Source organism: Paenibacillus sp. FSL L8-0502, assembly GCF_038593055.1.
Classification (GTDB): Bacteria; Bacillota; Bacilli; order Paenibacillales; family Paenibacillaceae; genus Paenibacillus; species Paenibacillus polymyxa_D.
Window position 1 is genome coordinate 4,420,795 of record NZ_CP151958.1, and the last position, 24,845, is coordinate 4,445,639.

The following is a 24,845-nucleotide window of genomic DNA, read 5'->3' on the forward strand; positions in this document are numbered from 1 at the left end:
CCTTTCTGTTTCAAGCCCGCACGCCGACAAAAATCATTCGAGGCGAAGCATCTTCAATATATTGATCTTCATTATAGCTTCCGTGTACCTGCTCTACAGATAGTCCGGCTTGCTCTAGCAATCCACGAAACTTCTCATATGGATATAGCTTCACTCGTTCATGATACACGCGCGCAGGTTCTCCCTCAGTAGGAGTCGTGCCCAGAGCAGAGGCTGCCTCAGTGCCCGTAACGGATGCAGCTGACCGAATCGCAATTTTCTTTTTCACAAATCCATCTTCAATGACCCGATGCTCCTCAATCCAATTCCCTTCATCCTCCCGCGACGAATGCGGTACCAAATGAGCGGCTACGTAAGCAGGGTTCAAATAATCTATGATAAAGCGTCCTCCCGGCTTCAACAGCCGATATATTTCCTTTAGCACTTTAAGCTGCTCCTCATCCTGTTCAAAATAACCAAAGGAGGTGAACAAATTCATCACCGCGTCATAGCTTTCATCCAGCGGCACCTCTCTCATATCCCCTTGATGCCAACTTACCCGTCCTTCGGAATCAGCTGCACGAGCTTCTCTCAGCAGCACATTGGAAAGGTCCACACCTGTCACCTGATAACCTGCATCTGCGAGCGCAAGCGAATGACGTCCCATCCCACAACATAAATCCAATACGCTGGAGCCTTGCGGTAATTTAAGCCAGGAGATCATTTTTTGCACTTCCTGATAGGCTCCCTGAAAGTCGCGATGCTTGTATACCAATAAATAATCTTCCCCAAAGCTTTGCTCGTACCATTCTGCCATATCGTTTCTCCTCCATGAACTCATTTCGCTCTATTACATACTATATTAGCTTTTTCAAACTGGAAACTCAAAAGCATTACGAATAAGGGTTTTGCAAAATCCTGAATAAGGAAACATGTTACAATAACCGTATTTGAGCTTAAATATTCATAGGAACTTCATACCAACTTCATGTGATTCACCCCATTTTATCATTAAAATGATTCATGGGAACGCCTTTAGAAGTTTTCATGAAGGAAAGGAGCGGGGAAATTATGATTCAAATTGGACTTACGGGTTGGGGCGATCACGATGACTTGTATCCAACGGGTACCAAAGCTAACCAAAAACTAAGTATCTATGGAAGCCATTTTCCGGTAGTAGAAATGGATAGCTCTTTCTATGCGGTGCAGCCCACAGATCGTATGGCACGCTGGGCGGCGGAAACCCCTGACTCTTTTTCATTTCTCGTCAAAGCCTACCAAGGCATGACTGGACATACCCGCGGCAAGCAACCTTACTTCAAAACAATAGATGCCATGTACGAAGCACTGCATGCATCGATAAAGCCTCTTCACGAAGCGGGCAAGCTCAAAGCCGTGCTGTTTCAGTACCCACCCTGGTTCGACTGTACACGTGAGAATGTCGCTGTACTGCGAGACACAAAAAATAGGATGGGAGAGGTCCCATCCGTACTTGAATTCAGACATCAAAGCTGGTTCACACCCGATTTTCGGAAACAAACGCTGGCATTCATGCGTGAAGAAGGCTGGATACACAGCGTATGCGACGAGCCGCAGGCAGGACCAGGGTCGGTTCCCATTGTGCCGTTGGCTACAGACGGTAATCTGACAATCGTACGTCTCCACGGGCGGAACATATCGGGCTGGAATCAAAGCTCTGCACCGAATTGGCGGGAGGTTCGTTATCTGTATCGGTACAATGAACAAGAGTTGACCGAATGGAGAGACAGGTTGCTGGAGCTGGAGCAGCAAAGCCGCGAGGTGTGTGTTATTTTCAACAACAACTCAGGTGGAGACGCCGCTGCTAATGCCAAGCAGCTCATGACCATGCTTGGCATGGACCCTAAACCTTTTCCCCCTCGCAAGCCACACGAAGAGAATAACGGGCCGGAACAGCTTGAACTATTTTGAGGAACGGGCTGAGGGTGGGGAGTTGGAAATAGCCTCCTTGAGCTTGCGTGCATTATCCAGTAAATGCGGGTCGTCAGGTAAATAGCGTAAAGCGGTCTGGTTATGCTCATACGAAGCGTCCAGCTGACCTACATGGGCATAGCAATGGCTGAGCCGCACATGAGGTAACCAGGAGTAGCATGGTAGTGGAACAGGTCGCATACCCGGAAGGTGATGCTGTTGCTCCAATGCCTTTTCGTACCAGTACGCGGCAGTGCTCCATTCGTTTCTTGTGAAAAACCAGTCACCGATCATGCAGCACAAGTCTGATTGCGGTACACCGTATCGAAAGGAACGTAACAGACGATCCAGCTGTTGCTCCGGCTTCCCGAGGTGAAGATAGCATTCCGCCGACCGCGCACAAGCGGTAATCCGATCCTCACGGTAGCCGCTCGGCTCCTCCAACAGAAGATTGAACGCCTCTACCGCCTCGGCATATTCTTTACGGTCAAAACATTCATTGGCGTGCAAATACAGCAGACGCCCCTCCAGCTTGCCGCTTTCGCTGATCCACCGGGCGAGAATACGTTGGTTACGGAGCATGTGGTCTTGCATTCGGCGGTGTGTTACTGCCACATCTGAATGAACGATTTGCCCCTGAGGTATCACCAGATCCTCATGCAGACGCCCTTCCCAGCGGTATTGTCGCTCGCGCTTCACGAGACGGATACGGCGTGAGGTGAACAACAGTTCACCCTGCTCCCCCTCTGCCAAATGAAGTGGCATCACCACTGCGTCGATATCCTTAGACAAACGCTGCTTCAAGGCACGCAGGCGCTCACGATCCGGCTCCAGCAGCACATCGTCCGCATCCAGCCACATGACGTAGGAACACGTCGCCTTGTCAAATGATTCATTACGGGCGGCTGCAAAATCATCCTTCCATTCAAATGTATATAGCCGATCCGTATAGCGCGCCGCTATCGTCTTCGTCTGATCCGTCGACCCCGTGTCCACAATAATGATTTCATCCATCAGGTCTGAGACCGAATCCAGACAGCGGGTAAGTGTGTGCTCCTCGTTCTTTACGATCATGCACAAGCTGATGGTCATTGGATGCTCAGTCATGACTTCACGTCATCCCCTTTACCTTTGGCTGATTCTCCCCTCGTTTTTCCGGTAGACTCGCCAGCAGTATATGCAACTCTCCTTTCAGCCTGCGTCTTGTCTAACTGTTCGACACGTGCATACCTTTCCATCGGCAAAAGTTGTTCCTCCATATACCGGATTCGCTGTACCGCCTTGTCGAGTGCAGCCTTTCGCTGATTCATTTTGCGAACATGCTGCTGCTCCACCAGTCGAAACTGCTCCTCGTCCAGTTTCATCCACTCATTCAGATGCTCTACCTTTGGTTTGGCCTCACGCAGTTCTTTCGACTTCTTGCGGCCGGCAAAGCACAAATATTTGTGATGCACCTCCAGCGCTTTTTCATCAAAATAAGGATACAACACACGGGAGAGGCTCCCGGCATAGTAAGTCCGCTTGTGATCATGAAACGGATGGTATCCATAAGGTACAGATAAGACGAGCGTTCCCTTTTTATTCAACAAGCGATAAGCATGAGCCAGCAGAGTGTCGGGATGCGCAAAATGTTCCAAAATCTCGCCTAAAATAATGGTGTCAAATCCACCGGGAGGACGCTCAAATTGTGAAATGTCCTTTAACTGAAAGTGGACTCTTCCCCGGACGGGTGCTGATTCCCGACGAAGTTCTTTTTTTGCATAAGAAATACTGTCCTCTTCCAAATCAATGGCCGTTACCTCAAAACCTTCCCGCGCAAGCAAAATGGACGTTATGCCCTGACTGCACCCAACATCCAGCACCGTATGGCCCTGTACATGGCGGCAAATCCAGTGAATTCTATTGCGGGTGGCTTCATGAGATTCTTCCGAATTGATCTGCCCGTAATAACGTTCGTTTACCTGATCACGGTTAGCCAACAGCGGCGCCCCCTCCATCACCGGGATGTCCTAAGATCACGACATGTCCACCTGTGCAATGCACTGTCGCATTACGTGTATCGAAGACCAGCGGGGCATGGTCGACCAACTGTTGGTAGTTCACCACAGAATGGTCTGTCGTAATGACTACGATATCTGCACTTTCCCATAGCTGGGCATTTGCCGTCCGAGATGGGATTTCTTCGCCGTTCAGCTTAAAACTCGATACATACGGGTCGGTGAAGCTAACCGAAGCACCCATTTTAGTTAAATGCTCGAACAGGACAAGAGCCGGGGATTCGCGAACATCATCAATATCCTTTTTGTAGGCCACACCTGCCAGAATGATGTTGGCCTTGTTTATGGCTTTATCTTTCTGAGCAAGCATAGCTTTAATTCGCTCCGCAATATACAGCGGCATACGCCGATTCATGCGATCTGCCAAGTCCACGAATTCCAATGGAAAACCATGCTGCTCGGATTTCCATGACAAGTATAGCGGATCAACCGGGATACAGTGCCCCCCGATGCCAGGTCCCGGATAAAAAGGCATATAGCCGAATGGCTTGGTGGCCGCTGCATCCAGTACCTCCCATATATTAATGCCAATTTTCTCACAGGCGGCTGTCAGCTCATTGACCATTCCAATGTTGACGCTGCGGAACGTATTCTCGAACAGCTTGGCGGCTTCCGCCACGGTTGTCGAGCTGACCGGTACAATTTGATCCAAAAAGGACCCATAGAAACCTACTCCCACTGCCAAACAATCTGGCGTGCAGCCGCCGATCACCTTGGGTGTGTTGCGAATGTTAAAATGAACACTGCCCGGATCGACACGTTCCGGTGAAAAACACACATAAAAATCTTTCCCCACCGTCCAGCCCCTGCGCTGCTCTATCACCGGACGAATCAATTCCTCAGTCGTCCCCGGGTAGGTGGTGCTTTCCAGAATCAACAGTGTCTGTCTACGCAAATGAGGTATGGCCTGATCAATAGCCGTTTCAATATAGGACGTATCCGGTTGGTGTCCGTCCGTCAGTGGCGTAGGCACGCAGATCACGACGATATCCGCATGCTCCAGTACCTTGATATCCGTAACCGGATGCAATTGCTGCCCGATCAGACCTTCCAATGCATCATCACCAATGTCTATGATGTACGACTTTCCTTGAAGCAGCTTGGCTACTTTGACGGGATCGGAATCCACACCATATACATTATAACCAGCCTTTGCCATTTCCACTGCCATGGGCAGCCCTACATAACCGAGGCCGATTACCGCAACCTTTACAGTTCCTTTAGTTATTTTTTCCATAAGCTGCAAAATACCCACCTCTTTCATCGTTACTCCATGCCTCGCAGTAGCTCAGCAATTCCAGCGCGATCCATTAACTCATCGTCCGAGCGATATTGATCAAAGCTCACTCGTTCCAATCCACCGTATTGGCTCAGTAAGCGCTTGTCTGCTTGCTGGGGAAGAATAACAAAATAGCGATCATCATAGCGATACGTATGCGGCACCTCATAGGGCGAAATCAGCACCTCATGCAGCTTTTCCCCACCACGTATACCAATCTCCTTCACTTTCAACGCAGGCTGACCCGCCTGTTCTTTCATCACTTCTGCCAGATCTGCAATATTGCAGCCCTTCATTTTCATCACAAGTGTCTCTCCCCCAATCGCCGTGACAGAAGCCTTCAGCAGCAAGCCAATCGCTTCTCCGAGCGTGAGGAAAAAGCGTGTCATATCTGGGCTCGTCAGCGTTAAATCCTGCCCATCCGCGATCTGGCGCTTGAACAGGGGCACGACACTTCCACTCGTCCCCAACACGTTGCCGCCGCGTATACACACAAAGCGAGTACGCTCACTTAAAGTGTTGGCGCGGATCATCAGTCTTTCACCTATCGCCTTCGTCATGCCATATACATTCACCGGATCTACTGCCTTGTCTGTAGAGACATCAATTACCTTGGCGACTCCCTGCTCAATGCTGGCCCGGATCACGTTTTCCGTACCGTGTACGTTCGTCTTGAAAGCCTCTTCCGGCTGTCTCTCACACACAGGGACATGCTTTAATGCCGCCAAATGGAATACATAGTCCACTCCGCGACATGCCTCCTGCAATGCCTGAAGATCTCGAATATCTCCAATCATGAAATTCAGGCGAGGATCCGATAGAAATTGCCGCTGCATGGCAATCTGTGCAAATTCACCGCGTGAGAAAATACGAATCTCCGCCGGGTCCTCCTTCAGCAATTCAGCGGTTAGGCGTTGCCCCCAAGATCCCGTTCCTCCGGTCACCAGCAGTTTTTTTCCTTTGAACAATATAATCTCCTCCTGACCGTTACGAATTGGCAATGCCTGTTCCCAGAAATTCTGCCAGCACAGCATTCATTTCATTCTCTGACAGCCGATCCTTCGCCGGCACTTTTTTCACCGAAGTATTGGCAGCATGAATGACGTTCACATAGTTGCGAAGTGGAATGATCTCATGCGGCAGCTCCGTTACATATCCGTGCGTACCCTTTCCAGGAATGACCACACGGTAATCATTCAGAAAATCTTCCACTTGATAGCGAAACACATAAAAAGAAGGCGAACGGTGAAACACCGGTGCCATCTGCCCCTCAACCGCATCCCACAGGTAACCCATCTGGTTCACCAGCGCAACCGTCTCCGATTGAAACTTGTAATCATGCAACTGTTGTACAAAGGACTGGTGATACAAATCGTCGGAATCTATTCGAGCAATGAGCAGTTCGTCCGCACCTTCGATGTACGCATGGATACGACGTTTACTTTCGATGCTCGTACCAAAACGGATGTGGTCGGGAATGGGCTCATGTCGGGCCAGCTCCTCTTCCACGATGTCACTGCATCCGCCCGCCAGCTTGACGACAGATAGGAAATCCGCATTTGTCTGACTGAGTAAACTACGCAGCGTAAAGGTTCTGAATATATCCAGTCGCTCGCTGATCCACTCACGTGTCAGGCGGTTGGGATTCATCCCATAGTTATTAAAATTAATTTCAATTACAACCTTGCGATTCATTGATCTTCCTCCCTTTCAACCGTCTTCTCTCAAGTTATGAAGACGCTCCTGAAACGGCACGTACAGATACAACGAATCTTGTAAAAATAGGTAGAATCCAAAAAGAATAGCCGTTCATACAAAAACCTTTTCGCTTTCGACATATGATAGAATACAAAGTTTTTTACTCCATCTGAAAAGTTGAACAAGCAGGAACGACAGGGAGGAAACATGATATGACGAATCCAAAGTATCTGGAGATGGACGAGGTACTGAAGCGTTTGAAGCTAGCACTCGATCAGCACCAGTCCTTTTCGCTCATTCGTATTGGAGATGGTGAAAATTTGGTGTTGGCGCAGGATACCGTCTGGCCGATGGAAAAGGTGTTACAGGAACGTTGGGCGGTCAAAGCCAATCTCGGTCAAAAGGGACTGTTTCTACCAAATACGGAGCTACGGGACGCGGTGGCTGAGGCAGTGAGCAAAGCCAGCATTACTGGCATTTTGCCATATGATGACGAATCTATTAAAGCACCATCCTATATGAAGCGGGAGCTGACCGATCAGGTCTTTGCTCACTATGCTCTTTCCCCCCCGCTGACCTGCCACGCCTGCCTGAATCGGTATTTGGCTGGGACACCCGCTTTCTGGGACATGCTGAAAAATCGACGCATTCTGCTGGTCACCCGGACGGCCGCTGAAGTAAAGCCTGTTCTTGAGGCTGATCCGTACAAGCTGCATATCGCGCACACGCTGGCATTTCATCAATATGAACAAATGCCTGAAACACTCCAATGGATCGCAGCACACAAAGATGACTTTGACATTGCCCTGTTCTCTTGTGGTGTCAATGCAGTCGTGTTAGCACAAAAAACAGCAGAAATCACTGGCAAAGTAGGTATAGACTTCGGCAAGGCGACTAATATCGTCATGTTCGGCAAAGCTAATTAATAGATAAAATAATATTTGTGAAAAAATCCACTTAGCAAGTAATCTTTGCTCCGTATATCGAAAAGGCACTAGCAAATTTCAATTTTGCTGGTGCCTTTTTGATATCATATGTGGTTCTAAAGCGTGATCAAAAAGGATAATCCATATAAAGCTTTGAGCCCTTGCTTGTTTAGAAATAGAATTTGAGATTTCCTGTCACTTCTTTTACAATATTACAGAAACTAGCATTCATTAAAAACCATGAGGAGGGTGTTTAATTGTCACATAACAAGAGATTGAAGACATACACACTTACAAAAGCAAAGCATATAAAGGTTCATGGTCGAACTACGCAAACACGTACACCGCTTACTCTATTTTGGACAGGCAGTGGCATTGAATTGAATATCAAAGGCTCAGAGCTGTGGATTGAAATTGAGGCCGATTACCAGGTGTATGAACCCTGGATCAGTATTGTCATCAATGGTGTCCCGATGAGTCGCCTGATGGTGACTGCAGGACGGCATTGGATCTGTCTTTTGAGAGGGTTAAACCCTGATACAGTCAAAAATGTCCGTGTGGTCAAGGATGTCCAGCCTATGAGTTCGGACCCGCACTGCTTGTTGCAAATTCATGCCCTGAAGGTTGACGGAGAATTGCTACCGGTCACTGATAAGCCCCTCAAGGTGGAATTTATCGGTGACAGCATTACCTCGGGAGAAGGAACGATTGGAGCGAAGGACGAGACAGACTGGGTTCCCATGCTGTTCACAGCACTACGCAATTATACAGCCATAACAGCCGAAGCACTAAATGCGGACTACCGAGTGTTTTCACAAAGCGGCTGGGGTGTCCTAACGGGCTGGGATAATAATCCCGATACGCACATACCGGCATATTATGAACAGATATGTGGTGTGCTGACCGGTGAGAGAAATGAAGCATTAGGGGCATTTTCAGATCATGATTTTACCTCATGGCAGCCGGACGTGGTCGTAGTGAATTTGGGGACTAATGACGGGGGAGCCTTTTATTCTCCTGCATGGACGGACCCAGCAAGCGGTAAAGTGTACAAGCAACGCTTGAACGAGGACGGCACATTCAATGAAGAAGATTTACAAGCTTTTGAAAGCGCTATCGAATGTTTTCTTGTCAAGCTTCGGAATTGCAATCCTGCGGCTCATATTGTATGGGCCTATGGGATGCTGGATACTCCTATGATGCCCTCAATCTACCGATCAGTAGATGCATACAAGAAAAGAACGAGGGATGGGAATGTGTCTGTATTCCAACTGCCTAACACGACGGAAGAAACGATAGGGTCTCGCAGCCATCCCGGGCTCCCCGCCCATACCAAAGCGGCAGATGAGTTGACAGTGTATTTGCGAGAGATTCTTAAGAAATAGAATCCGAGAAGCACGATCAACTTTGTAGAACACGCTCATAAAGGAAATTACAACAACTAGGTCATTTGTGCTCTCAGTGTTGTTGAGAATTATAGCCACGAGTCTGTAGCAGCTGTCTGTCTATGCTCGTGGCTAGTTGAGCTTCTGCGCAGCGGCCTATCCTAGGAGAACCACGAACAGGCAGCGAGTATTTACTAAAGAAATATTCACCTGATATATTTACAGAAACGGAGTCGAAGCGATGCCCGTGAATACCTCTGGACCATTACGAACAGTGGTCGAAACACCAGAAATATAAGAAGAATATACTGTTTGTATTGCCAATGGAGCGGATAGATCCTGTGCATTAAAAGCTTGCGTTTCATTAGATCCGGTCACGCCCAGTACCCCCTCGGCGCGGTAGACTACCTCGCTCGGATCATAGTCGGCTCCACGCACGATTTCAACTGCATACGTATCGCCAAGCTCACCGATTAGACCAATGGAACCACTAAAAGTCACAATCGGACCTGGCACAAGAAAGGTTCGCAGAGTAATCAAACCGAATCGCTCCGGTATAGGACCCAGTTGAATATCGGGACCTTCACCTGTCTTTGATGAATTGGTGGAGCTTCTCATATCCAGAAAAAAACCCATACCTTATCCCTCCAAATTGCAAGATACTCCATGTTATGCAAGAAATTCTTTGGCGTATTGGACAAATTAGTAATAAATCTATCAATTCAGCTCAAAATAACCGATAGTAAATACATATGATATAAGCTTTAGAAATGAATATATAGATAGAAAGCAGGGGTTAGATGAAACGACTGAAAACATTAACACTACGCAAGAAATTGACCGCAGCATTCCTTCTGGTCATGCTTGTTCCTAGTATTATTGTAAGTTCTTTTTCTTATCAAGCAGCATATAACCAGACGGACCGCCAATTACTTGATAGTGCGACAACTAGCGTTACTGCATCCGATCGTGCAGTTACTCAAACGATTCAAGCCAAAATCGCGGATCTCGAATATTACTCTACAACGATGACGGCTAGTGATAACAGTGCTGAAGCAGATGATGCCATTCTAAAAAGATTACAAGTTTATTTGAAAATGCATGCCGAAGCTGTTGATATGTTTGTAGGAACTCCCGAAGGAAAACTCATTATTGGCAAAGCTGTAGGCTCCACAAACGACCCTCGTGAACGTCCGTGGTACAAACAGGCCATGGAGAAACCCGGACAAACCGTAATCAGCCCTGTTGGACTCAATACGGCTAAGGTCCCCGTCGTATATATTTCACGTACACTTCCCGACAACAGTGGCGTTCTCGGTCTTTCGCTGAACCTGAATAATTTAAAAGAAATCACAAATTTAAAAATCGGACAAAATGGCTATATTATGATATTAGATGGTACCAAACGTATCGTTACCCACCCGACAGAAGTCAGTGGAAGTACCAAAATGGGGGATACGATACCCGAATTGTTTGCCTCCAAAGAAGGCAGCTTTAGTTACGATCTTAATGGCGTAGATAAACACCTGATTTTCAAAACTAATGCGCTGACGGGCTGGAAAATTGCCGGAACGATGGACAAAGCAGAAACCAGTGCCTCCGCCCAACCGATTCTTATCACAACGATCATCGTGTTGGTGATTGCAGCCATCATCATTGGTGTACTCGCAATGTGGTTAATCAGCAGTATACTTAAGCCTATCCAAAGATTACGTAATTCTATGGATGCCATCAGCCAAGGTAATCTTTCGATTAACGTGGCTACGACCAGTACAGATGAAATTGGTGAATTATCGAGATATTTCCAACAAATGGTAGATAACCTGCGTAACATGATTAGAGAAATTCAAGCGATGACAGGCAATTTGTCGGCATCCTCGCAAGAGCTTGCAGCAGGTGCAGAACAAACGACCCGGGCTATCGAGCATGTGACCATAGCCATTCAAGATGTGGCTGCTGGCAGCGAACGCCAAGTGGGCAGTGCTAAAGCTAATCAGACACGGATTAGCGGCATGGCAACAGACATCACCGCTATGACCGAAACTATGGCTGAAATGACTACTTACTCCGCACAGGCCATTCAGGCGTCGGATGCAGGCAGTGAGCATATCGGCAACAGCGTCGTTTCCATTGATGGCATTCGCACTACCGTGGAAGAACTGGACACCATTATCGGTGCTTTGAATGATCGATCTGGACGAATTGGAACGATTGTTACTGTCATTACGGAAATCGCCAGCCAGACTAATCTGCTCGCATTGAACGCTTCTATTGAAGCGGCACGTGCAGGGGAGCATGGTAAAGGTTTTGCTGTCGTGGCCACAGAGGTCCGCAAGCTGGCTGAAAACTCAGCTTATTCCGCACAACAAATTCGTGAACAGATTCAAGGGATACAGAGCGGTGTATCTGAAGCCCTGATTGCCATGGAATCCGCCAAGGAACGTGTAAGCGAAGGTATCAATTCCATAGACCTATCCGGTCGCTCCTTCTCTCGCATCCGTAGAGCGGTAGCCAAATCAGCGAAGCAGCTCGATAACGTCGCGGCTTCTACCGCTGGCGTCGCAGATGGAACGAGTACAGTCGTTAGTAGCATGGAGGAAATTACACGCATTGCTGAAGAAGCGGCCTCCCATACGGAGACCGTGTCCGCAGCCGCAGAGGAACAGCTCGCCTCCATGGAAGAGATCGGTTCGTCTGCCGCAGACTTGACCCGTCTGGCAGAGCAGCTTCAAGATTTACTGACACAATTCCAATTAGATGAAACAAAATAACCGTTCCAACCGATAAATACAGAGAAAGAGTCTTCACAATGAAGGAGGGTTGGAACATGGATATCGCAGCATTATCAACAGGTATGAGTCAGACCAGCTTGGCTCAAGCCGCAAGTGTGAAGGTATTAAGTATGGCTAAGGATCAGGCCAGTGAACAAGGACAGGCTTTAGTGCAGATGATGGAAAAAAGCGTACAGCCTCATCTCGGGGGTCAACTGGACATTCGCGCATAAGTACATCCATATGCTTGGTTAGGGGCGATTCTGCTCAGGTCTGGACAGACCCGGGTAGAATCGTTTTTTTATCTCCCTATTTTTCGTTCAGCACAAAACGTAGTAAACTAGACATATCGTCCACAACCTCGGTTCGGAGGATAGCGCAACATTCACACGATTTACATTGAAAAAGGAGGATACATAGTTTATGAGTTATTCTGAATATTTTGAAAAAGCCAGAGAGCAACAACTAGGCGAGTTACAGGAGTGGTTGTCCATTCCGAGTATCTCAGCATTATCGGAGCACAAAAAGGACATTAACCAAGCAGCTGATTGGCTGGCTGCCAAACTGACTGCTGCCGGTCTGGAAAACGTGGAAATCATTCCAACCAAAGGGCACCCGCTGGTATATGCCGATCATTTGCACGCACCTGGTAAACCAACGATTCTCGTGTATGGACACTATGATGTACAACCCGTAGACCCGCTTCACCTGTGGGAAACGCCACCGTTTGAGCCATCCATCCGTGATGGAAAATTGTATGCGCGCGGAGCGACAGATGATAAAGGACAGGTTTTCTTGCACATTAAGGCAGTTGAGGCCATTTTGAAGCAGGAAGGCAAATTGCCGTTAAACATTAAATTTTGCATTGAAGGCGAGGAAGAAGTGTCCAGTCCGAACTTGCTTGAGTTTTTGCAAACTGGAGCTGAACGTCTGGCTGCCGATGCTGTACTGGTGTCCGACACTTCCTTGATCGAAAAAGGAAAGCCTGCCATTTGCACAGGTTTGCGTGGTCTATGTTCACTGGAAGTTGCCATTCACACGGCGAACACAGATCTACATTCCGGTTCTTTCGGTGGCGGCGTGCCGAATGCCCTGCATGCTCTGGTGTCCTTGCTGGCAACCCTGCATGACGACAAAGGCGGCGTAAGCGTCGAAGGATTCTACGACGATGTTGCTCCATTATCGGCAGAGATGAGAGAAGAATTCGTGAAGCAAGGCTTCAATGAGAGCAAGCTGCAACAAGATCTTGCACTTGATTCCCTCTATGGTGAAGAAGGATTCAGCTTCGTTGAGCGTGTGGGGGCTCGTCCGACACTGGAACTGAACGGCGTATACGGCGGCTTCCAAGGGGAAGGTACGAAAACGGTCATTCCGAAAGAAGCTCACGCTAAAATTACGTGCCGCTTGGTGGCTAACCAGAATCCGCAAGATATTCTGGACAAAATCGAGCGCCATTTGCGCGCCCATGTTCAGGCAGGAGCTACCCTGGATATTCAACAGGGCGAAAAAGCGAACGCCTTTAACATCGACCCGTCACACGCGTTTCTGCAAGCGGCGGCCGATGCTTTTGAGAAGGTATACGGTGTGCGTGCCCTCTTTACCAAGGATGGAGGCTCCATCCCAATCGTGGAGACTTTCTCCCGTGTGCTGACTGCCCCAGTCGTGCTGATGGGTTTCGGCTTGCCAGATGAGAACCTGCACGCGCCCAACGAGCATTTCAACTTGGACAATTTTGACAAGGGTCTGCTGACGATTGTGGAGTTTTTGAAATCGGTGTAAGTAAACTAAAAAGCATTCACAGCATGGCACCATCCTTGCTTCGTGAATGCTTTTTTTTCGTTAGTTCTGTCGCTTAAGAAAAACGGGTATAGCGCAACAGATGAGCCAGCCGATTGAGCCGTTCTATCTCCCGATCGAACTCATGCAGCGGCTGTCCAGCCAAAGCAGCGTTTGCTCTCAGATCCCGTAGCGGGTTCATTTTCCGACCCATGAGTTTCAGCACCGTGGCCTTCCCCATGTTATTCACCACCACATATTGTGTTAGCGGGTCAAGCTCAATCCACAATACATGATGCTGTTGGAAAAACGACAATAGTTGCTTTTTTAACGCCTCCAGCTCTTCAAGGTCACCTGTGATTTGCGGATGATGATGAAAAGCCACATAGCCCATCACCCGCAGGTCACTTATGATTTGTTCCAAATGAAGCGTTTCGTGTATGTACACATTGTTCGTGCTCATGCGGTTTCTTGCACCATTCGTATGATCTTCCCGGATGACGTTCACCACCTGACTATCATTTATATCAAGCTTTATCTTTCCCCTTTTCCAATAGCTGCACAAGCCAGCAACCTCCAAACCACAATGCACCTACAGCAAAAAAAACGGTATACACCGTATATAACGTGGTCAGTTCAAACAAGCTATTGTACCGATTAAGCAAGATCCCCCACAAGCATAGCAGAAAATTGCTACCATTTTGCTGATGAAAGCGATGCTTATAGATCCGTTGAATCAAAACAGCCAGGAATCCTATCAACAAAACGTGATTCAGCAAAATACTCCACATTTCCATAAGCCCCCTTTTTCACTATAGCGCAATGGCTTTGAAAAGTCAGGACGTACACAAACCTTGCGAACAAAAAAACAACCGGCTTATACGCCAGTTGTTTCCCGTTCCACAAAATACTTATTGGTCATATAATGGGCCTTGCCTCTGGAAGTATCCACCATTCCCTTTTTGTTGTCGAGAAAAACAATCTCCCGGCATTTGGTGCAGTACCACTTGGTCCGCTTAAAGGGAGATTCTGTAACATACGATGTACCACATTTGCAATCTACTTTAATTAAAGTTTCTGTTGATTTGTAAGCCTGGGACAACTCTTTTAGGCCAGTATCCGGTTGTTGAATGGGGATAATAACCTCCTGATAGCTTGAATACTGATTATGCACTTTAAAATCAGCCACCAGTTCCGCATGCAGTCCAAAGTACTCTTTGCCAATCTCGGTTACAAATTTCTTACCGATTCTGTAACACTCAAGCCATTCCTGTATCTGTTGATTAGACAAAGGCACTGTGCCCTTGATACCACTATTTAATGTGTAAGTCATGATGTATAAAGTATCATCTTGTCTATGTCCGTACATGAGAAGCCTCCTTATAATACACTTGATAATGTACTACAAAGCGCAAAAAACATCAATTTTATTATTTGCCAAAAGACTTATATCATTTGGGTAGGCACACAACAATTGTGAGTATATGGTTAGAAAGCAACTGACAATCTGTCAGTTGCTTTGTCTTTCCACATAGTATTTGTTGGTCATGTACCACGCCTTGCCTTTATCCGTATCCACCATGCCCTTTTTACGATCCAGGAACACAATGTTATTACACTCCTTGCATGACCACTTGGTTCTTTTATGCGGTGACTCCTCTATATAGGAAGCACCACATTTACATTCTACCTGAATTAATGTTTTATACTGGCTGTACGCCTCTACCAGTGGGTCCAGCTCTACAGCTTTGTGTTCCATTACAGGCTGTATTATGAATATGTGTTCTCTCTGCTCCGAGTATTCATTATGTACCTTGAAATCTGCTACCAACTCAGGGTTTAAACCAAAATACTGTTTTCCCACAACCGTTACAAACTTGCTGCCAATTCGATATGCTTTGATCCATTCCTGCACCTGCTTACTGGTTAGGTCGACAGTTCCCTTTATACCGCTGTTCAGCGTATAAGTCATCAAGTGTTGGTTGGGTGTCATATGTCTTAACATTCACCTCCGATCAAGAATATACCACAGGTAGCTCTAGGCAAAAGCTACTTCCTGCTACCTGAAGCAACGAGCTTTTTCTGCCTTGTGATTCTTCTTCAATCCATCTTCCATCCTGTCGTCATGCTGAATACTGTTTTTGTAGGGATTTATATTCTTAGACTATCACCGAATGCATTTCTAGCCTTGTATAACTTTGTGGTAATTCTTCTGATTTGATCACTTCTGCTAGTTTACCATGATCTCCAATGGTAGTTTCTTCCTTCTATATATAGTACATCATTTACACGCAATTTCCCACATATTTCAGCGGTTTAATCGTTTTACTTTTTTATATACCACAAAACAAAAGCCTTCCCGACCACCCTTCATTGTCGAAGGATCATCGAGAAGACTTTGTACCCCGCAAGGAACGAGAGGTCAGATTTTTAATTCGCCAAGCCTGATTAATTCCACGACCGCCTGTGAACGACCTTTTACGTTCAGTTTCTGCATTACATTGGAAATATGGTTTCGGACCGTTTTTTCGCTAATAAATAGCTGTCCGGCGATGTCACGTGTTGTTTTGTCCTGCACGAGCAGTTCAAATACTTCACGTTCACGGTGAGTTAACAAAAACTTGTTTTTATGGTCGTTACCCTTCGTCAATTTCACCCCTCCTTGCTCGGGTTTTGTGTGGTGTAACAAGGTTAAGGGATACAGTCAACACATTTTATGTCATGCGCTTAGGTATGGTTCAATATGCGGATAAAAATGGGCATAGGCACCCTACTAACTCCCTTCGATGGAGGGTTGGACTCTGCGTCTAATTTATGTATTGACAGGCATATGGGCCAGCCTTATGATAAGAAAAACCGCGACTGATAATCATTATCAAAATGATAATTTGATATAGATATCGCAACAGACTATGGTTCAAGGCCAGTTTGGCCAGAAAGGGTGTTCATTGATTATGAAACTACGTTATGCCGTACCGGCCGGAGTGCTGGTCTCTTCTATTCTGTTCGCAGGTTGCGGACAAACCGGAACTGCTACTCAGCAGCCTGCTGCAACGACCAAAGATGCAGGAGCCACAACACAGACAACGACTCCTGCCGCTTCTGCTCCCAATTTTGATCAAGCGGTAGCAGCTTACCGCACCTATGCCATCGAGCAATGCGATACGTTTGTGAAGAAGACAGAAGAATTCACGAACGCGGTCAAAGCTGGCGAGCTGGATAAAGCCAAGGCGCTGTATGCTCCTGCACGCATGTACTATGAACGGATTGAACCAATTGCAGAAGCGCTGGGTGATCTTGACCCAAATATTGATGCACGTGACGGTGATGTGGATGCAGCGGATTGGCGCGGCTTTCACCGGATTGAAAAAACATTATGGGAAGAAAACACAACCAAAGGAATGGACGAGTTCTCCGACCGACTACTGAGTGATGCCAAGCTGCTGCGCGCCAAAGTAGAAACAGTTAATATTGACGCCAGCCTGATGGTAACGGGTGCAGTCGAGTTGTTGAATGAAGTTTCTACCTCGAAGGTGACGGGTGAAGAGGAACGATACTCCCATACGGATTTGTACGACTTTGCAGCCAATGTAGAGGGCGCGCAAAAGATATATGACATTTTGAAAACAGATCTGAACCAAAAAGATGCCGCGTTGGAAAAACAAATCGGTGAGCGCTTTACGACCTTACAGCAGGAGTTGGCTCCTTTCAAGGACGGAGAAGGCTATGTATCGTATACAAAACTGAAACCGGAAGAAGTTAAAAAGCTGAGCCAAAACCTCGATGCCTTGGCAGAACCGTTGTCCCAAATGGGGAAATTGTTAGGAGTGTAATGATATGAAAGGCTTTAAGCGGCAAAAAGGGCAAGAAAAGCCGCAGTATGCGGAATCCCATAATGAACAGGGCGATCTGGTAAAAAAGGATGCGACGCTAGTGAAAGATGATCCGTCAGGAAAAAGCAAATCCGTATCACGCCGAGACCTATTGAAGCTGGCCGGGGTAGGTGGACTAGGTCTCCTGCTTGGCGGCGGGGGCGTGGGAGCCGTGCTGTCAGCCGGTCAACGTCTCGAAAGCATGATGACGGATGCGGATACCAAAGATGTAATCTCTTTTTACGGGAAGCATCAGGCAGGTATTGTGACTCCGGCACAGGATTTCATCTGCTTCGCCGCTTTCGATCTAACAACCAGCGACAAGGAACAGGTGCGTAGCCTCTTCAAAGCCTGGACGGAAGCAAGCACTACAATGACTTCTGGCGTGCTCCTTGGCAACGATAATGAAAACCTCAACCTCCCTCCGTCCGATACGGGCGAGGCGGCAGGATTGTCGCCGTCCCGCACGACGATCACCTTTGGTGTGGGCCCATCCTTTTTTGATGGACGATATGGCCTGGCAGGGCTTAAACCTGCCGGGTTCCGTGAGCTGCCCCATTTTCAAGGGGATGCCCTAGAGGAGCAATGGTGCGGTGGCGATATCGGAGTGCAGGTATGTGCCAATGACTTGCAGGTCGCTTTCCATGCCCTGCGTAATTTGGCGCGTATCGCCAGAGGAACGGCGGTGCTTCGCTGGACGCAGGAAGGCTTTCAGCGGACTGCACAAGCTGATCCTGCGGGAAGCACACCACGCAATTTGCTGGGCTTCAAGGACGGTACGGGGAACCCGGACACCTCCAAGGCAGACGAGATGAATCGGCTGGTGTGGACACAGACCAGTGACGGACCAGCATGGATGGGCGACGGCAGCTATATGGCTGTACGCCGCGTACGCATGCGGGTAGAGGTGTGGGATCGCTCAACATTGGGCGACCAGGAGGATACTTTTGGACGTCATCGCAGCAGCGGGGCCCCACTCGGTAAGGTCAAGGAGTTCGACAAGCTTGATCTGGCGGCCAAAAATCCGGAAGGCAAGCCAGTTACGCCTCCTACCTCTCATGTGGCTTTGGCTCATGGGGACGGGAGCATTAACATTTTGCGGAGGTCTTATTCGTATTCAAGCGGATTGGACAAGCAAACTGGACAGCTGGATGCCGGGCTGCTGTTCATCAGCTATCAGCGTGATCTATTCAAGCAGTTCGTTCATATTCAGGAGAAGCTTGCACGCAATGACAAGCTGAACGAATACATTGTACACAAAGGCAGTGCGGTGTTCGCCTGCTTCCCAGGTGTATCGCAAGGCGGCTACATCGGGGATACGTTATTTTAGCAGCAGGCAAGGAAGGGGATTTATATGAATCGGCGTAATAAAAGCTTGGGATGGGTGTTGGGGTTGGTGGCTGCTCTGCTGCTGACCGTAGCTCCGTTCCTATCCAGCTTCGGGTCGGTCGCTTTTGCACAAACAGATGCCAAAGCTGTCACCAATGATCAGCTGATGCCTGTAGTGGGCGGAGCGCTGGTGGAAGCGGGACAAGCCCAATGGACGGAAGCCTCCAAGGATCTGAAAGAATTCCGCACGCTGTGGGAGGCCGCCAAGACAAATGGTGGAGATTCAGCTCACATCGCGACTGTAGATCAAGCACTCACCGATGCGGAGCAGACACTCGCCAGTGGCGGCGGGGAATCAGCGAAAGCTGCCTTATCCGTGCTAGCGCGCTCGGTCAATGAGTACGTCACTGCTGCCGAAGGGGACAAACCAGCCCCGGCTGGAGCCAAAGCAGCGGAAAAACTGCTTCCCATGGCGAAGGGCAGTCTGGCCGCCATGCAAAAAGGCGATTGGGCTGCCGCCCGGGTGGATTACGACCGAATCGTCAAAGCCTGGTATCAGGTAGAAACACCGATTCGTTTGGACAATTTTCCGGTATACAGTTCGCTCGAAACTAAAATCAGTCTCATTCGCATCTCCATGCAAGCTGAGCCCATTCGCCAAGAACAGGCTCTCAGGGAAATGCAGGAATTAACGACTCTGTTGTCTGATTATAGTCAGGGCAAATCTGTGAACACAGGTCAAGGAACGAATACAGGCAATACGGCTACCGGAACGACGAATGGTTCGACAGCTTCCTTGGGCGATGCAGTCACCTTGCTCAAATCCGCACGCCAAGATGCTGTAGCTAATCAATCAGAGCAAGCGGCTGACAAGGTAGTGCAGTTTATCGCTCTGTGGCCTTCTGTCGAAGGACATGTACAAATTGCCGATCCGACGTCTTACACTGCGATTGAAAATGAAATGACCGAGGCTTCCGGATATCTGCTGTCTTCTCCACCGAATAGAGACAAAGCCATACAGACTCTTGATCAGATGCTGGACAGGCTCCGTCCGTTGACGGAAGAACGTTCTTACACTGCGTGGGATGCCGCACTGATTTTGCTGCGTGAGGGTCTGGAGGCCATCCTCGTGCTCGCAGCTCTGCTGGCGTATGCCAAAAAAAGTGGCGAAGCCGTGGCTGGACGGTGGATATGGGCAGGAGCTGGAACGGGGCTGGTGCTGAGCGGAATTCTGGCAGTGCTGTTCACCACACTGGTGGCAGCAGCCGCATCGGGCAGCATGCGTGAGCTGCTGGAAGGTGTCACCGGACTGGTAGCAGTCGTGCTGATGCTGACCGTTGGTAGCTGGCTACATAGCAAATCCAATGCTGCCGCATGGAACCGCTTTGTGGAAAACAGCGTGGGCAACGCATTGGCACGGGGAAGCCTGTGGTCGCTATTTGCGGTTTCTGCGCTCGCAATTCTGCGTGAAGGAGCCGAGACAGCTATCTTTTATGTCGGTATGGCTCCAGCCATCGAAACCTCGCAATTGCTGATCGGCATTAGCTCGGCGATGTTTATTCTGGTCATTCTGGCGTTTGCGATCATTAAATTTAGTGTACGGTTGCCGATTCGCGCCTTTTTCCTGACTGCCACTGCACTGATTTACTATCTCGTATTCCGATTTCTGGGCGAAAGTATTCATTCGCTTCAGGTGGCTGGCAAGCTTTCGGGGCACACTGCCTCCTCGCTTCCGTCCATTAGCTGGCTGGGAATGTATCCAACTTGGGAAACATTTGTCCCACAAATCGCTGTACTGATCTTTATGGTATGGCAGCTTGTGCGTCAGGAAATGCGCAGCTCCAAGCAACATTAAGTCGATACTACCCTACTCATCATGTAAAAAAACGCCAAATCACAGGTCCGATTTGTATCGGTTCCCATGAGTTTGGCGTTTTTTTTATATACTTCAGCATTTTGCATCATTCGATTCCCAACGCTCGTAAGTACAATATATAGACGAACTAAAGCGTTTCGATCTATATATTGCTGATTTAAAAACGCTCTTGGGATTTATGCAAAATGCCCACTTATATCACATCCTCAGGCAACGGAATCATGCGCTGATGACGCAGCAGGTCCGTGCGGTCACCGTGTTCACGAATGACATGTACCTCCCCACGAAAATCGAGCAGCTCCGCCGGGGTAGCATGTCCCAGAAATTGTAGTGGACTATAGCTTAATCCATAGGCTCCTGCATTCGGAAAAGCAATATAATCGCCCTCGTGAATCGGAGGAAGCTGCGCTTTTTTCACAATACAATCCTCGGGTGTACAAAGTGGACCGACAATGCTTACCGTCTCCAGCTCCATGGATGCTTCTTCCAAAGGCCCTCCTGTTCGGCTTGCAATCTCTTCTAATGATTGTTCGACAGCAACAGCCGTTTGAGCAGAAACGTCTCTCTGCCCCATCTGTAGGGTTGCTTCCAACTCTCGTTCTTTGGGTTCTTTCGATTCTCCCACTTGCCTGCGCATAATTCGTACCGGGTAGTTGTCCCTAATGCGGCGTCCTCGAAAAGTAGCTGCGGCGTAGTGATTCATGCCACCATCAGCCACGACAAACTTCTCTCCCTTGGATTCCTTTGTATACAATGCTCGGCAGACATACATGCCCGATTGAGCAACCAGATACCTGCCGCTTTCGATGATTAGTTTAACCCCGGGCATGCGGGTTCGGGTCTGCTCCGCGAGTGCGTTCAGTCCGTCAATGACGTGATCCATATCGAGCGGCTCCTCATGAGCAAAATAAGGTACGCCAAACCCGCCGCCCAAATTGATCGTATGCATTGCCACACCATACTGAGCCTGTACCCGTTCTGCCAACTGCAGCGTATTCGCAAATGAAGCTAAAATCTGATCCGATTTCAACATTTGCGTACCTGTATATACCTGAATACCTTGAAAATGGACGTGTGGGCAATCTTCCAGTACCTTAAAAAAGTGATCCAGCTGTCCTTCATCTACTCCAAAGGGGCGCGGAACGCCGCCCATCTTAATCGTTGCTCCAGACAGATCGTTATCAGGATTGATGCGAACCGCTGCCCTGACAAGCTGGCCCGCTTGGGCCGCAATGTCCTCCAGCAGACGCAGCTCCCTCACCGATTCGACATGAATACAGCCGATTCCATAGGCTATCGCCTCGTTCAGCTCGGCTACTGTTTTTCCCGGTCCGGCGTACAGCACGTCTTCCGCAGCATACCCAGCCTCCATAGCGACGAACATTTCTCCGGCCGAAGCAATCTCAACACCACAACCTAACGAGCGCAGCAACCCAGCCAAGGCTACGTTACCATTAGCCTTGAGCGCGTAATGTACACGCACAGCCGGGTGCAATCGGGACAGCAACGAGCTGACATGAGCATGCAGCGCGTCCCCGTCATAATAGTAAAATGGCGTCGGATGCTCGCCGAATCGTTCCAGTAAGGCTTCGTCCTTTTTATCCATCTACTGAATTCCCCTCCTCTCTTTGCCTTGATACTCCGTATTTTGCATCATTCGCTTCCCACCGCTCGAAAACACAATCATGCTCATACTGCATAGATCGTCTCGCCCGAGCGTGCTGCTTCATGAATGGCTGCCAGCAGTCTGACGCGTTCCGCAGCCTCGCGAAATGGTATGGGCTCCGCTTCTCCCCGGATGATACCGCAAAAGGTATTCAACTGATTGACATAATAGTTCATAGGCTCGAAAACCGTTTTGGTATGCGAAGATGTCTGTGATAACACAGGCAGTGCGTCCGCATCCGTTATATTTGACGCGATATTCTTTTTGATCTCCGTCTTGAGTGTCATTTTATAAAAGCCTAAATTTGCTCGAAAGCAGTCCTTTAAAGTGACTACTGCCGAATCAAAGGTCAGTACATGAGCACAGCGATAAGGGCGCTCGAATGAAAAGAGGGCAGATGCCTCCAATCCACTCGGATAACGGGCTTGCGCACGAAATGTCCAGTCACAACCATGCGGACCATCGAAATCCGATTGACTGTGGAATTCCGCCTGATCTAATCCAACGACGGCCTGGAGCAATTGGAGCCAGTACACGCCTAAATCCCAAAAACATCCCCCACCCTGCTCCGGACGGGATCTGTAATTGTCCGCATGCCCTTCTTTTGCCGGAATACATAAACTCGTCTCTATGGAGCATAAACGACCATAACGCCCCGATTCTACGATCCTCCGCAGCTCACGCTGCCACGGATGGTGCTGCACCATGACACCCTCCAGCAGGTGAACGTTACTCTGCTCGACTATAGCTGCCAAGGGTGCCAGATCAGCCGTATTCAGGCATAACGGCTTTTCCACCAGCACATGCTTATGGGCCCGTAGTGCTTTGCCAATCCACTCGGCATGCAAGTCGTTGCTGAGTGCAATATATACAGTGTCGATCTCCGGGTCCTTTAGCATATCCTCAGCATGCCGATAAACGACACTGACGCCAAAACGATCTGCCATTTCTCCTGCCTTGGCAACCGTGCGGTTCGCAAGCGCGGTCACGCGTGCCCCTGCAACATGTCGGATCGGTTCCAGCAACGCACGGGGAGCAATGGCAGAACAGCCAATGATCCCAAAGCGAATATCTCGCATCGCAGGCTCTTGCGCAGCCGCCGCAGCGTTCATGACCCCTGCTCCATTCCCGGTGAGCCTGCTAACATTTGGATGCTATTCACATAGGACTCTATATAACGCGGCGTTCGACTGCGCAGCTCTACGATCCTGCGATGCATATCCTCCAGTATCTGAGCACTGCCGTCATAGGTTTGTATCCACGTATCGTACCGCATACCAAGTCCCAGCCGTTCCCATAGATCTGCATTATGCTTTTCATGCACACCAAATGGCTCCAGCATGATGAGTGGAGTGGCTGTAGCGAACGAATCGGTTAGGCTGCCACCTCCTGGCTTGCTGACAATGGCCTGGACATGACAGGCTTGGTCCAGCATGCTATGGTAATCCGGTCCGACCTGATACACGGTCTTCTCGCCCTTTTTCACCTCTCCGAAAGGTGGAAATGTATGCTCCCCGGCTTCATTTCGCTGCCATGTCCTCCACTGCGGATCCATCTGAAAATAGCGTATACTGTCCCGCTGTTCATCCGGTTGATCCTGATCATACAACAGCAGATCCAGCTCCCAGCCCGCTTCTTCTAACCGTCCAACCTTGTCACGGTAGGTGCCCATCCCCCAACCGCCGCCATGTACGAATAAGCGGGATTGCCGTTCTTCAAACGGAACATACTCCACAGCCGGAATATCAATATAGTAGCTGACTCTATTGTTATCATTTTCAAAAAAGGTCGTTTCTCCACAGCCATCTGCAAAATGCGGATTATGCTTGGCTAGATTCTTCCAAGATGGGGAAGGCGTCGAATCCATGTACACGATGTCCACATGCACCGACTCAGGTTCTCTGCGCTTGCGATACTCCTCCAACACATACATCCAATGACCGGATAAGCATATAAAATACCGCCGATCCTCCTCCATCCATTGGTTCAACAGCACTTCCATCGCAGCGAGATCCAGTGAATTACGCATATCCTGCGGAACCTTCTGCGACATTAAGGCCACCGCAAAATTGTCATGGTAAGCTTTGCGGCTTTTGTCGACCTTAAGACGAGCCGATTCCGGCAGTACATTTTCAAATACATGAATCGCCGTATCCATGCCCAGCCTGCGAAGACCCGCTTGCAACAACAAGCCAGGGGTATAAAAGCCCAATCCGAAACCGGAACATAAAATCGTTACCTTCATAAGCTTATCGGTACTCCTACGCATGCTCATACGCCT

General features: G+C 48.6%; 24 protein-coding genes. 9 read left to right on the top strand and 15 right to left on the bottom strand.

The window, feature by feature from the left end; translation table 11 throughout:
• Window positions 1–10: 10 nt before the first annotated feature.
• On the bottom strand, window positions 11–796 hold the full coding sequence (locus tag NSQ57_RS19215) for a class I SAM-dependent methyltransferase (protein WP_165148715.1): 786 nt from the start codon (window positions 794–796) through the stop codon (window positions 11–13).
• 254 nt (window positions 797–1,050) lie between these two features.
• On the opposite strand from NSQ57_RS19215, the gene NSQ57_RS19220 reads away from it, so the two are divergent.
• Entirely contained in the window at window positions 1,051–1,929 is an 879-nt protein-coding gene (locus NSQ57_RS19220; protein WP_165148712.1) for a DUF72 domain-containing protein, read from the top strand.
• Here the strand turns inward: NSQ57_RS19220 and NSQ57_RS19225 are convergent.
• From NSQ57_RS19225 to NSQ57_RS19245, 5 genes are read right to left on the bottom strand one after another with little or no spacing between them, the layout of a single operon-like run.
• Complete coding sequence (locus NSQ57_RS19225; protein WP_029518351.1) at window positions 1,921–3,036, bottom strand: glycosyltransferase family 2 protein; 1,116 nt, start codon at window positions 3,034–3,036, stop codon at window positions 1,921–1,923. The genes NSQ57_RS19220 and NSQ57_RS19225 overlap by 9 nt on opposite strands.
• Entirely contained in the window at window positions 3,033–3,908 is an 876-nt protein-coding gene (locus tag NSQ57_RS19230; protein ID WP_341071200.1) for a methyltransferase domain-containing protein, read from the bottom strand. Before NSQ57_RS19230 ends, NSQ57_RS19225 begins: the two co-directional genes overlap by 4 nt.
• Entirely contained in the window at window positions 3,901–5,250 is a 1,350-nt protein-coding gene (locus tag NSQ57_RS19235) for a nucleotide sugar dehydrogenase (protein WP_341071201.1), read from the bottom strand. Before NSQ57_RS19235 ends, NSQ57_RS19230 begins: the two co-directional genes overlap by 8 nt.
• Window positions 5,251–5,252: 2 nt before the next feature.
• A complete protein-coding gene (locus NSQ57_RS19240) occupies window positions 5,253–6,233 on the bottom strand; it encodes a polysaccharide biosynthesis protein (protein ID WP_341071202.1) in 981 nt (326 codons plus the stop codon).
• A gap of 19 nt (window positions 6,234–6,252) precedes the next feature.
• The gene (locus NSQ57_RS19245; RefSeq protein WP_029518347.1) at window positions 6,253–6,960 is read right to left on the bottom strand and encodes a glycosyltransferase family A protein; all 708 of its coding nucleotides are present in this window, start codon (window positions 6,958–6,960) and stop codon (window positions 6,253–6,255) included.
• Between the two features lie 215 nt (window positions 6,961–7,175).
• Here NSQ57_RS19245 and NSQ57_RS19250 point away from each other — a divergent pair, with 215 nt between their 5' ends.
• Window positions 7,176–7,889, top strand: a complete 714-nt coding sequence (locus NSQ57_RS19250) for a GT-D fold domain-containing glycosyltransferase (RefSeq protein WP_165148703.1) — start codon at window positions 7,176–7,178, stop codon at window positions 7,887–7,889.
• Window positions 7,890–8,146: 257 nt separating this feature from the next.
• Window positions 8,147–9,274: an SGNH/GDSL hydrolase family protein gene (locus tag NSQ57_RS19255; RefSeq protein ID WP_341071203.1), complete on the top strand. Its 1,128-nt coding sequence runs from the start codon at window positions 8,147–8,149 to the stop codon at window positions 9,272–9,274.
• Between the two features lie 219 nt (window positions 9,275–9,493).
• Here NSQ57_RS19255 and NSQ57_RS19260 read toward each other — a convergent pair whose 3' ends face one another.
• Complete coding sequence (locus tag NSQ57_RS19260; protein ID WP_069011025.1) at window positions 9,494–9,910, bottom strand: hypothetical protein; 417 nt, start codon at window positions 9,908–9,910, stop codon at window positions 9,494–9,496.
• Between the two features lie 164 nt (window positions 9,911–10,074).
• Here NSQ57_RS19260 and NSQ57_RS19265 point away from each other — a divergent pair, with 164 nt between their 5' ends.
• The 3 genes from NSQ57_RS19265 (at window position 10,075) to NSQ57_RS19275 (ending at window position 13,824) form a co-directional block, all read left to right on the top strand.
• On the top strand, window positions 10,075–12,045 hold the full coding sequence (locus NSQ57_RS19265; protein WP_342425175.1) for a methyl-accepting chemotaxis protein: 1,971 nt from the start codon (window positions 10,075–10,077) through the stop codon (window positions 12,043–12,045).
• A gap of 56 nt (window positions 12,046–12,101) precedes the next feature.
• Window positions 12,102–12,278, top strand: a complete 177-nt coding sequence (locus NSQ57_RS19270; RefSeq protein WP_341071205.1) for a YjfB family protein — start codon at window positions 12,102–12,104, stop codon at window positions 12,276–12,278.
• A 190-nt stretch (window positions 12,279–12,468) separates the two neighbouring features.
• On the top strand, window positions 12,469–13,824 hold the full coding sequence (locus tag NSQ57_RS19275) for a dipeptidase (RefSeq protein ID WP_322160240.1): 1,356 nt from the start codon (window positions 12,469–12,471) through the stop codon (window positions 13,822–13,824).
• A gap of 73 nt (window positions 13,825–13,897) precedes the next feature.
• On the opposite strand, the gene NSQ57_RS19280 is transcribed toward NSQ57_RS19275, so the two are convergent.
• The 5 genes from NSQ57_RS19280 to NSQ57_RS19300 form a co-directional block, all read right to left on the bottom strand.
• Complete coding sequence (locus tag NSQ57_RS19280) at window positions 13,898–14,284, bottom strand: hypothetical protein (RefSeq protein ID WP_176715708.1); 387 nt, start codon at window positions 14,282–14,284, stop codon at window positions 13,898–13,900.
• A 64-nt stretch (window positions 14,285–14,348) separates the two neighbouring features.
• The gene (locus tag NSQ57_RS19285) at window positions 14,349–14,612 is read right to left on the bottom strand and encodes a hypothetical protein (protein WP_029518340.1); all 264 of its coding nucleotides are present in this window, start codon (window positions 14,610–14,612) and stop codon (window positions 14,349–14,351) included.
• Window positions 14,613–14,698: 86 nt separating this feature from the next.
• Window positions 14,699–15,190 (bottom strand): hypothetical protein, encoded by a 492-nt coding sequence (locus NSQ57_RS19290; protein ID WP_013311697.1) that lies wholly within the window; start codon window positions 15,188–15,190, stop codon window positions 14,699–14,701.
• A 141-nt stretch (window positions 15,191–15,331) separates the two neighbouring features.
• The gene (locus NSQ57_RS19295; RefSeq protein WP_069011022.1) at window positions 15,332–15,814 is read right to left on the bottom strand and encodes a hypothetical protein; all 483 of its coding nucleotides are present in this window, start codon (window positions 15,812–15,814) and stop codon (window positions 15,332–15,334) included.
• 429 nt (window positions 15,815–16,243) lie between these two features.
• Window positions 16,244–16,477 carry a LuxR C-terminal-related transcriptional regulator gene (locus NSQ57_RS19300; RefSeq protein ID WP_028541512.1) on the bottom strand — a complete coding sequence of 78 codons (234 nt, stop codon included), beginning with the start codon at window positions 16,475–16,477 and terminating at the stop codon, window positions 16,244–16,246.
• Between the two features lie 298 nt (window positions 16,478–16,775).
• On the opposite strand from NSQ57_RS19300, the gene efeO reads away from it, so the two are divergent.
• From efeO to NSQ57_RS19315, 3 genes are read left to right on the top strand one after another with little or no spacing between them, the layout of a single operon-like run.
• A complete protein-coding gene (gene efeO, locus NSQ57_RS19305) occupies window positions 16,776–17,654 on the top strand; it encodes an iron uptake system protein EfeO (RefSeq protein WP_341039933.1) in 879 nt (292 codons plus the stop codon).
• A 4-nt stretch (window positions 17,655–17,658) separates the two neighbouring features.
• On the top strand, window positions 17,659–19,023 hold the full coding sequence (gene efeB, locus NSQ57_RS19310) for an iron uptake transporter deferrochelatase/peroxidase subunit (RefSeq protein ID WP_342425176.1): 1,365 nt from the start codon (window positions 17,659–17,661) through the stop codon (window positions 19,021–19,023).
• A 24-nt stretch (window positions 19,024–19,047) separates the two neighbouring features.
• On the top strand, window positions 19,048–20,877 hold the full coding sequence (locus NSQ57_RS19315; RefSeq protein ID WP_342425177.1) for an FTR1 family protein: 1,830 nt from the start codon (window positions 19,048–19,050) through the stop codon (window positions 20,875–20,877).
• Window positions 20,878–21,091: 214 nt separating this feature from the next.
• Here NSQ57_RS19315 and NSQ57_RS19320 read toward each other — a convergent pair whose 3' ends face one another.
• From NSQ57_RS19320 to NSQ57_RS19330, 3 genes are all read right to left on the bottom strand, one after another.
• Window positions 21,092–22,504 carry an alanine racemase gene (locus tag NSQ57_RS19320; RefSeq protein ID WP_029518336.1) on the bottom strand — a complete coding sequence of 471 codons (1,413 nt, stop codon included), beginning with the start codon at window positions 22,502–22,504 and terminating at the stop codon, window positions 21,092–21,094.
• 83 nt (window positions 22,505–22,587) lie between these two features.
• Entirely contained in the window at window positions 22,588–23,676 is a 1,089-nt protein-coding gene (locus NSQ57_RS19325; protein ID WP_342425178.1) for a Gfo/Idh/MocA family oxidoreductase, read from the bottom strand.
• Window positions 23,673–24,833, bottom strand: a complete 1,161-nt coding sequence (locus tag NSQ57_RS19330) for a hypothetical protein (RefSeq protein WP_029518334.1) — start codon at window positions 24,831–24,833, stop codon at window positions 23,673–23,675. Before NSQ57_RS19330 ends, NSQ57_RS19325 begins: the two co-directional genes overlap by 4 nt.
• Window positions 24,834–24,845 lie beyond the last annotated feature (12 nt).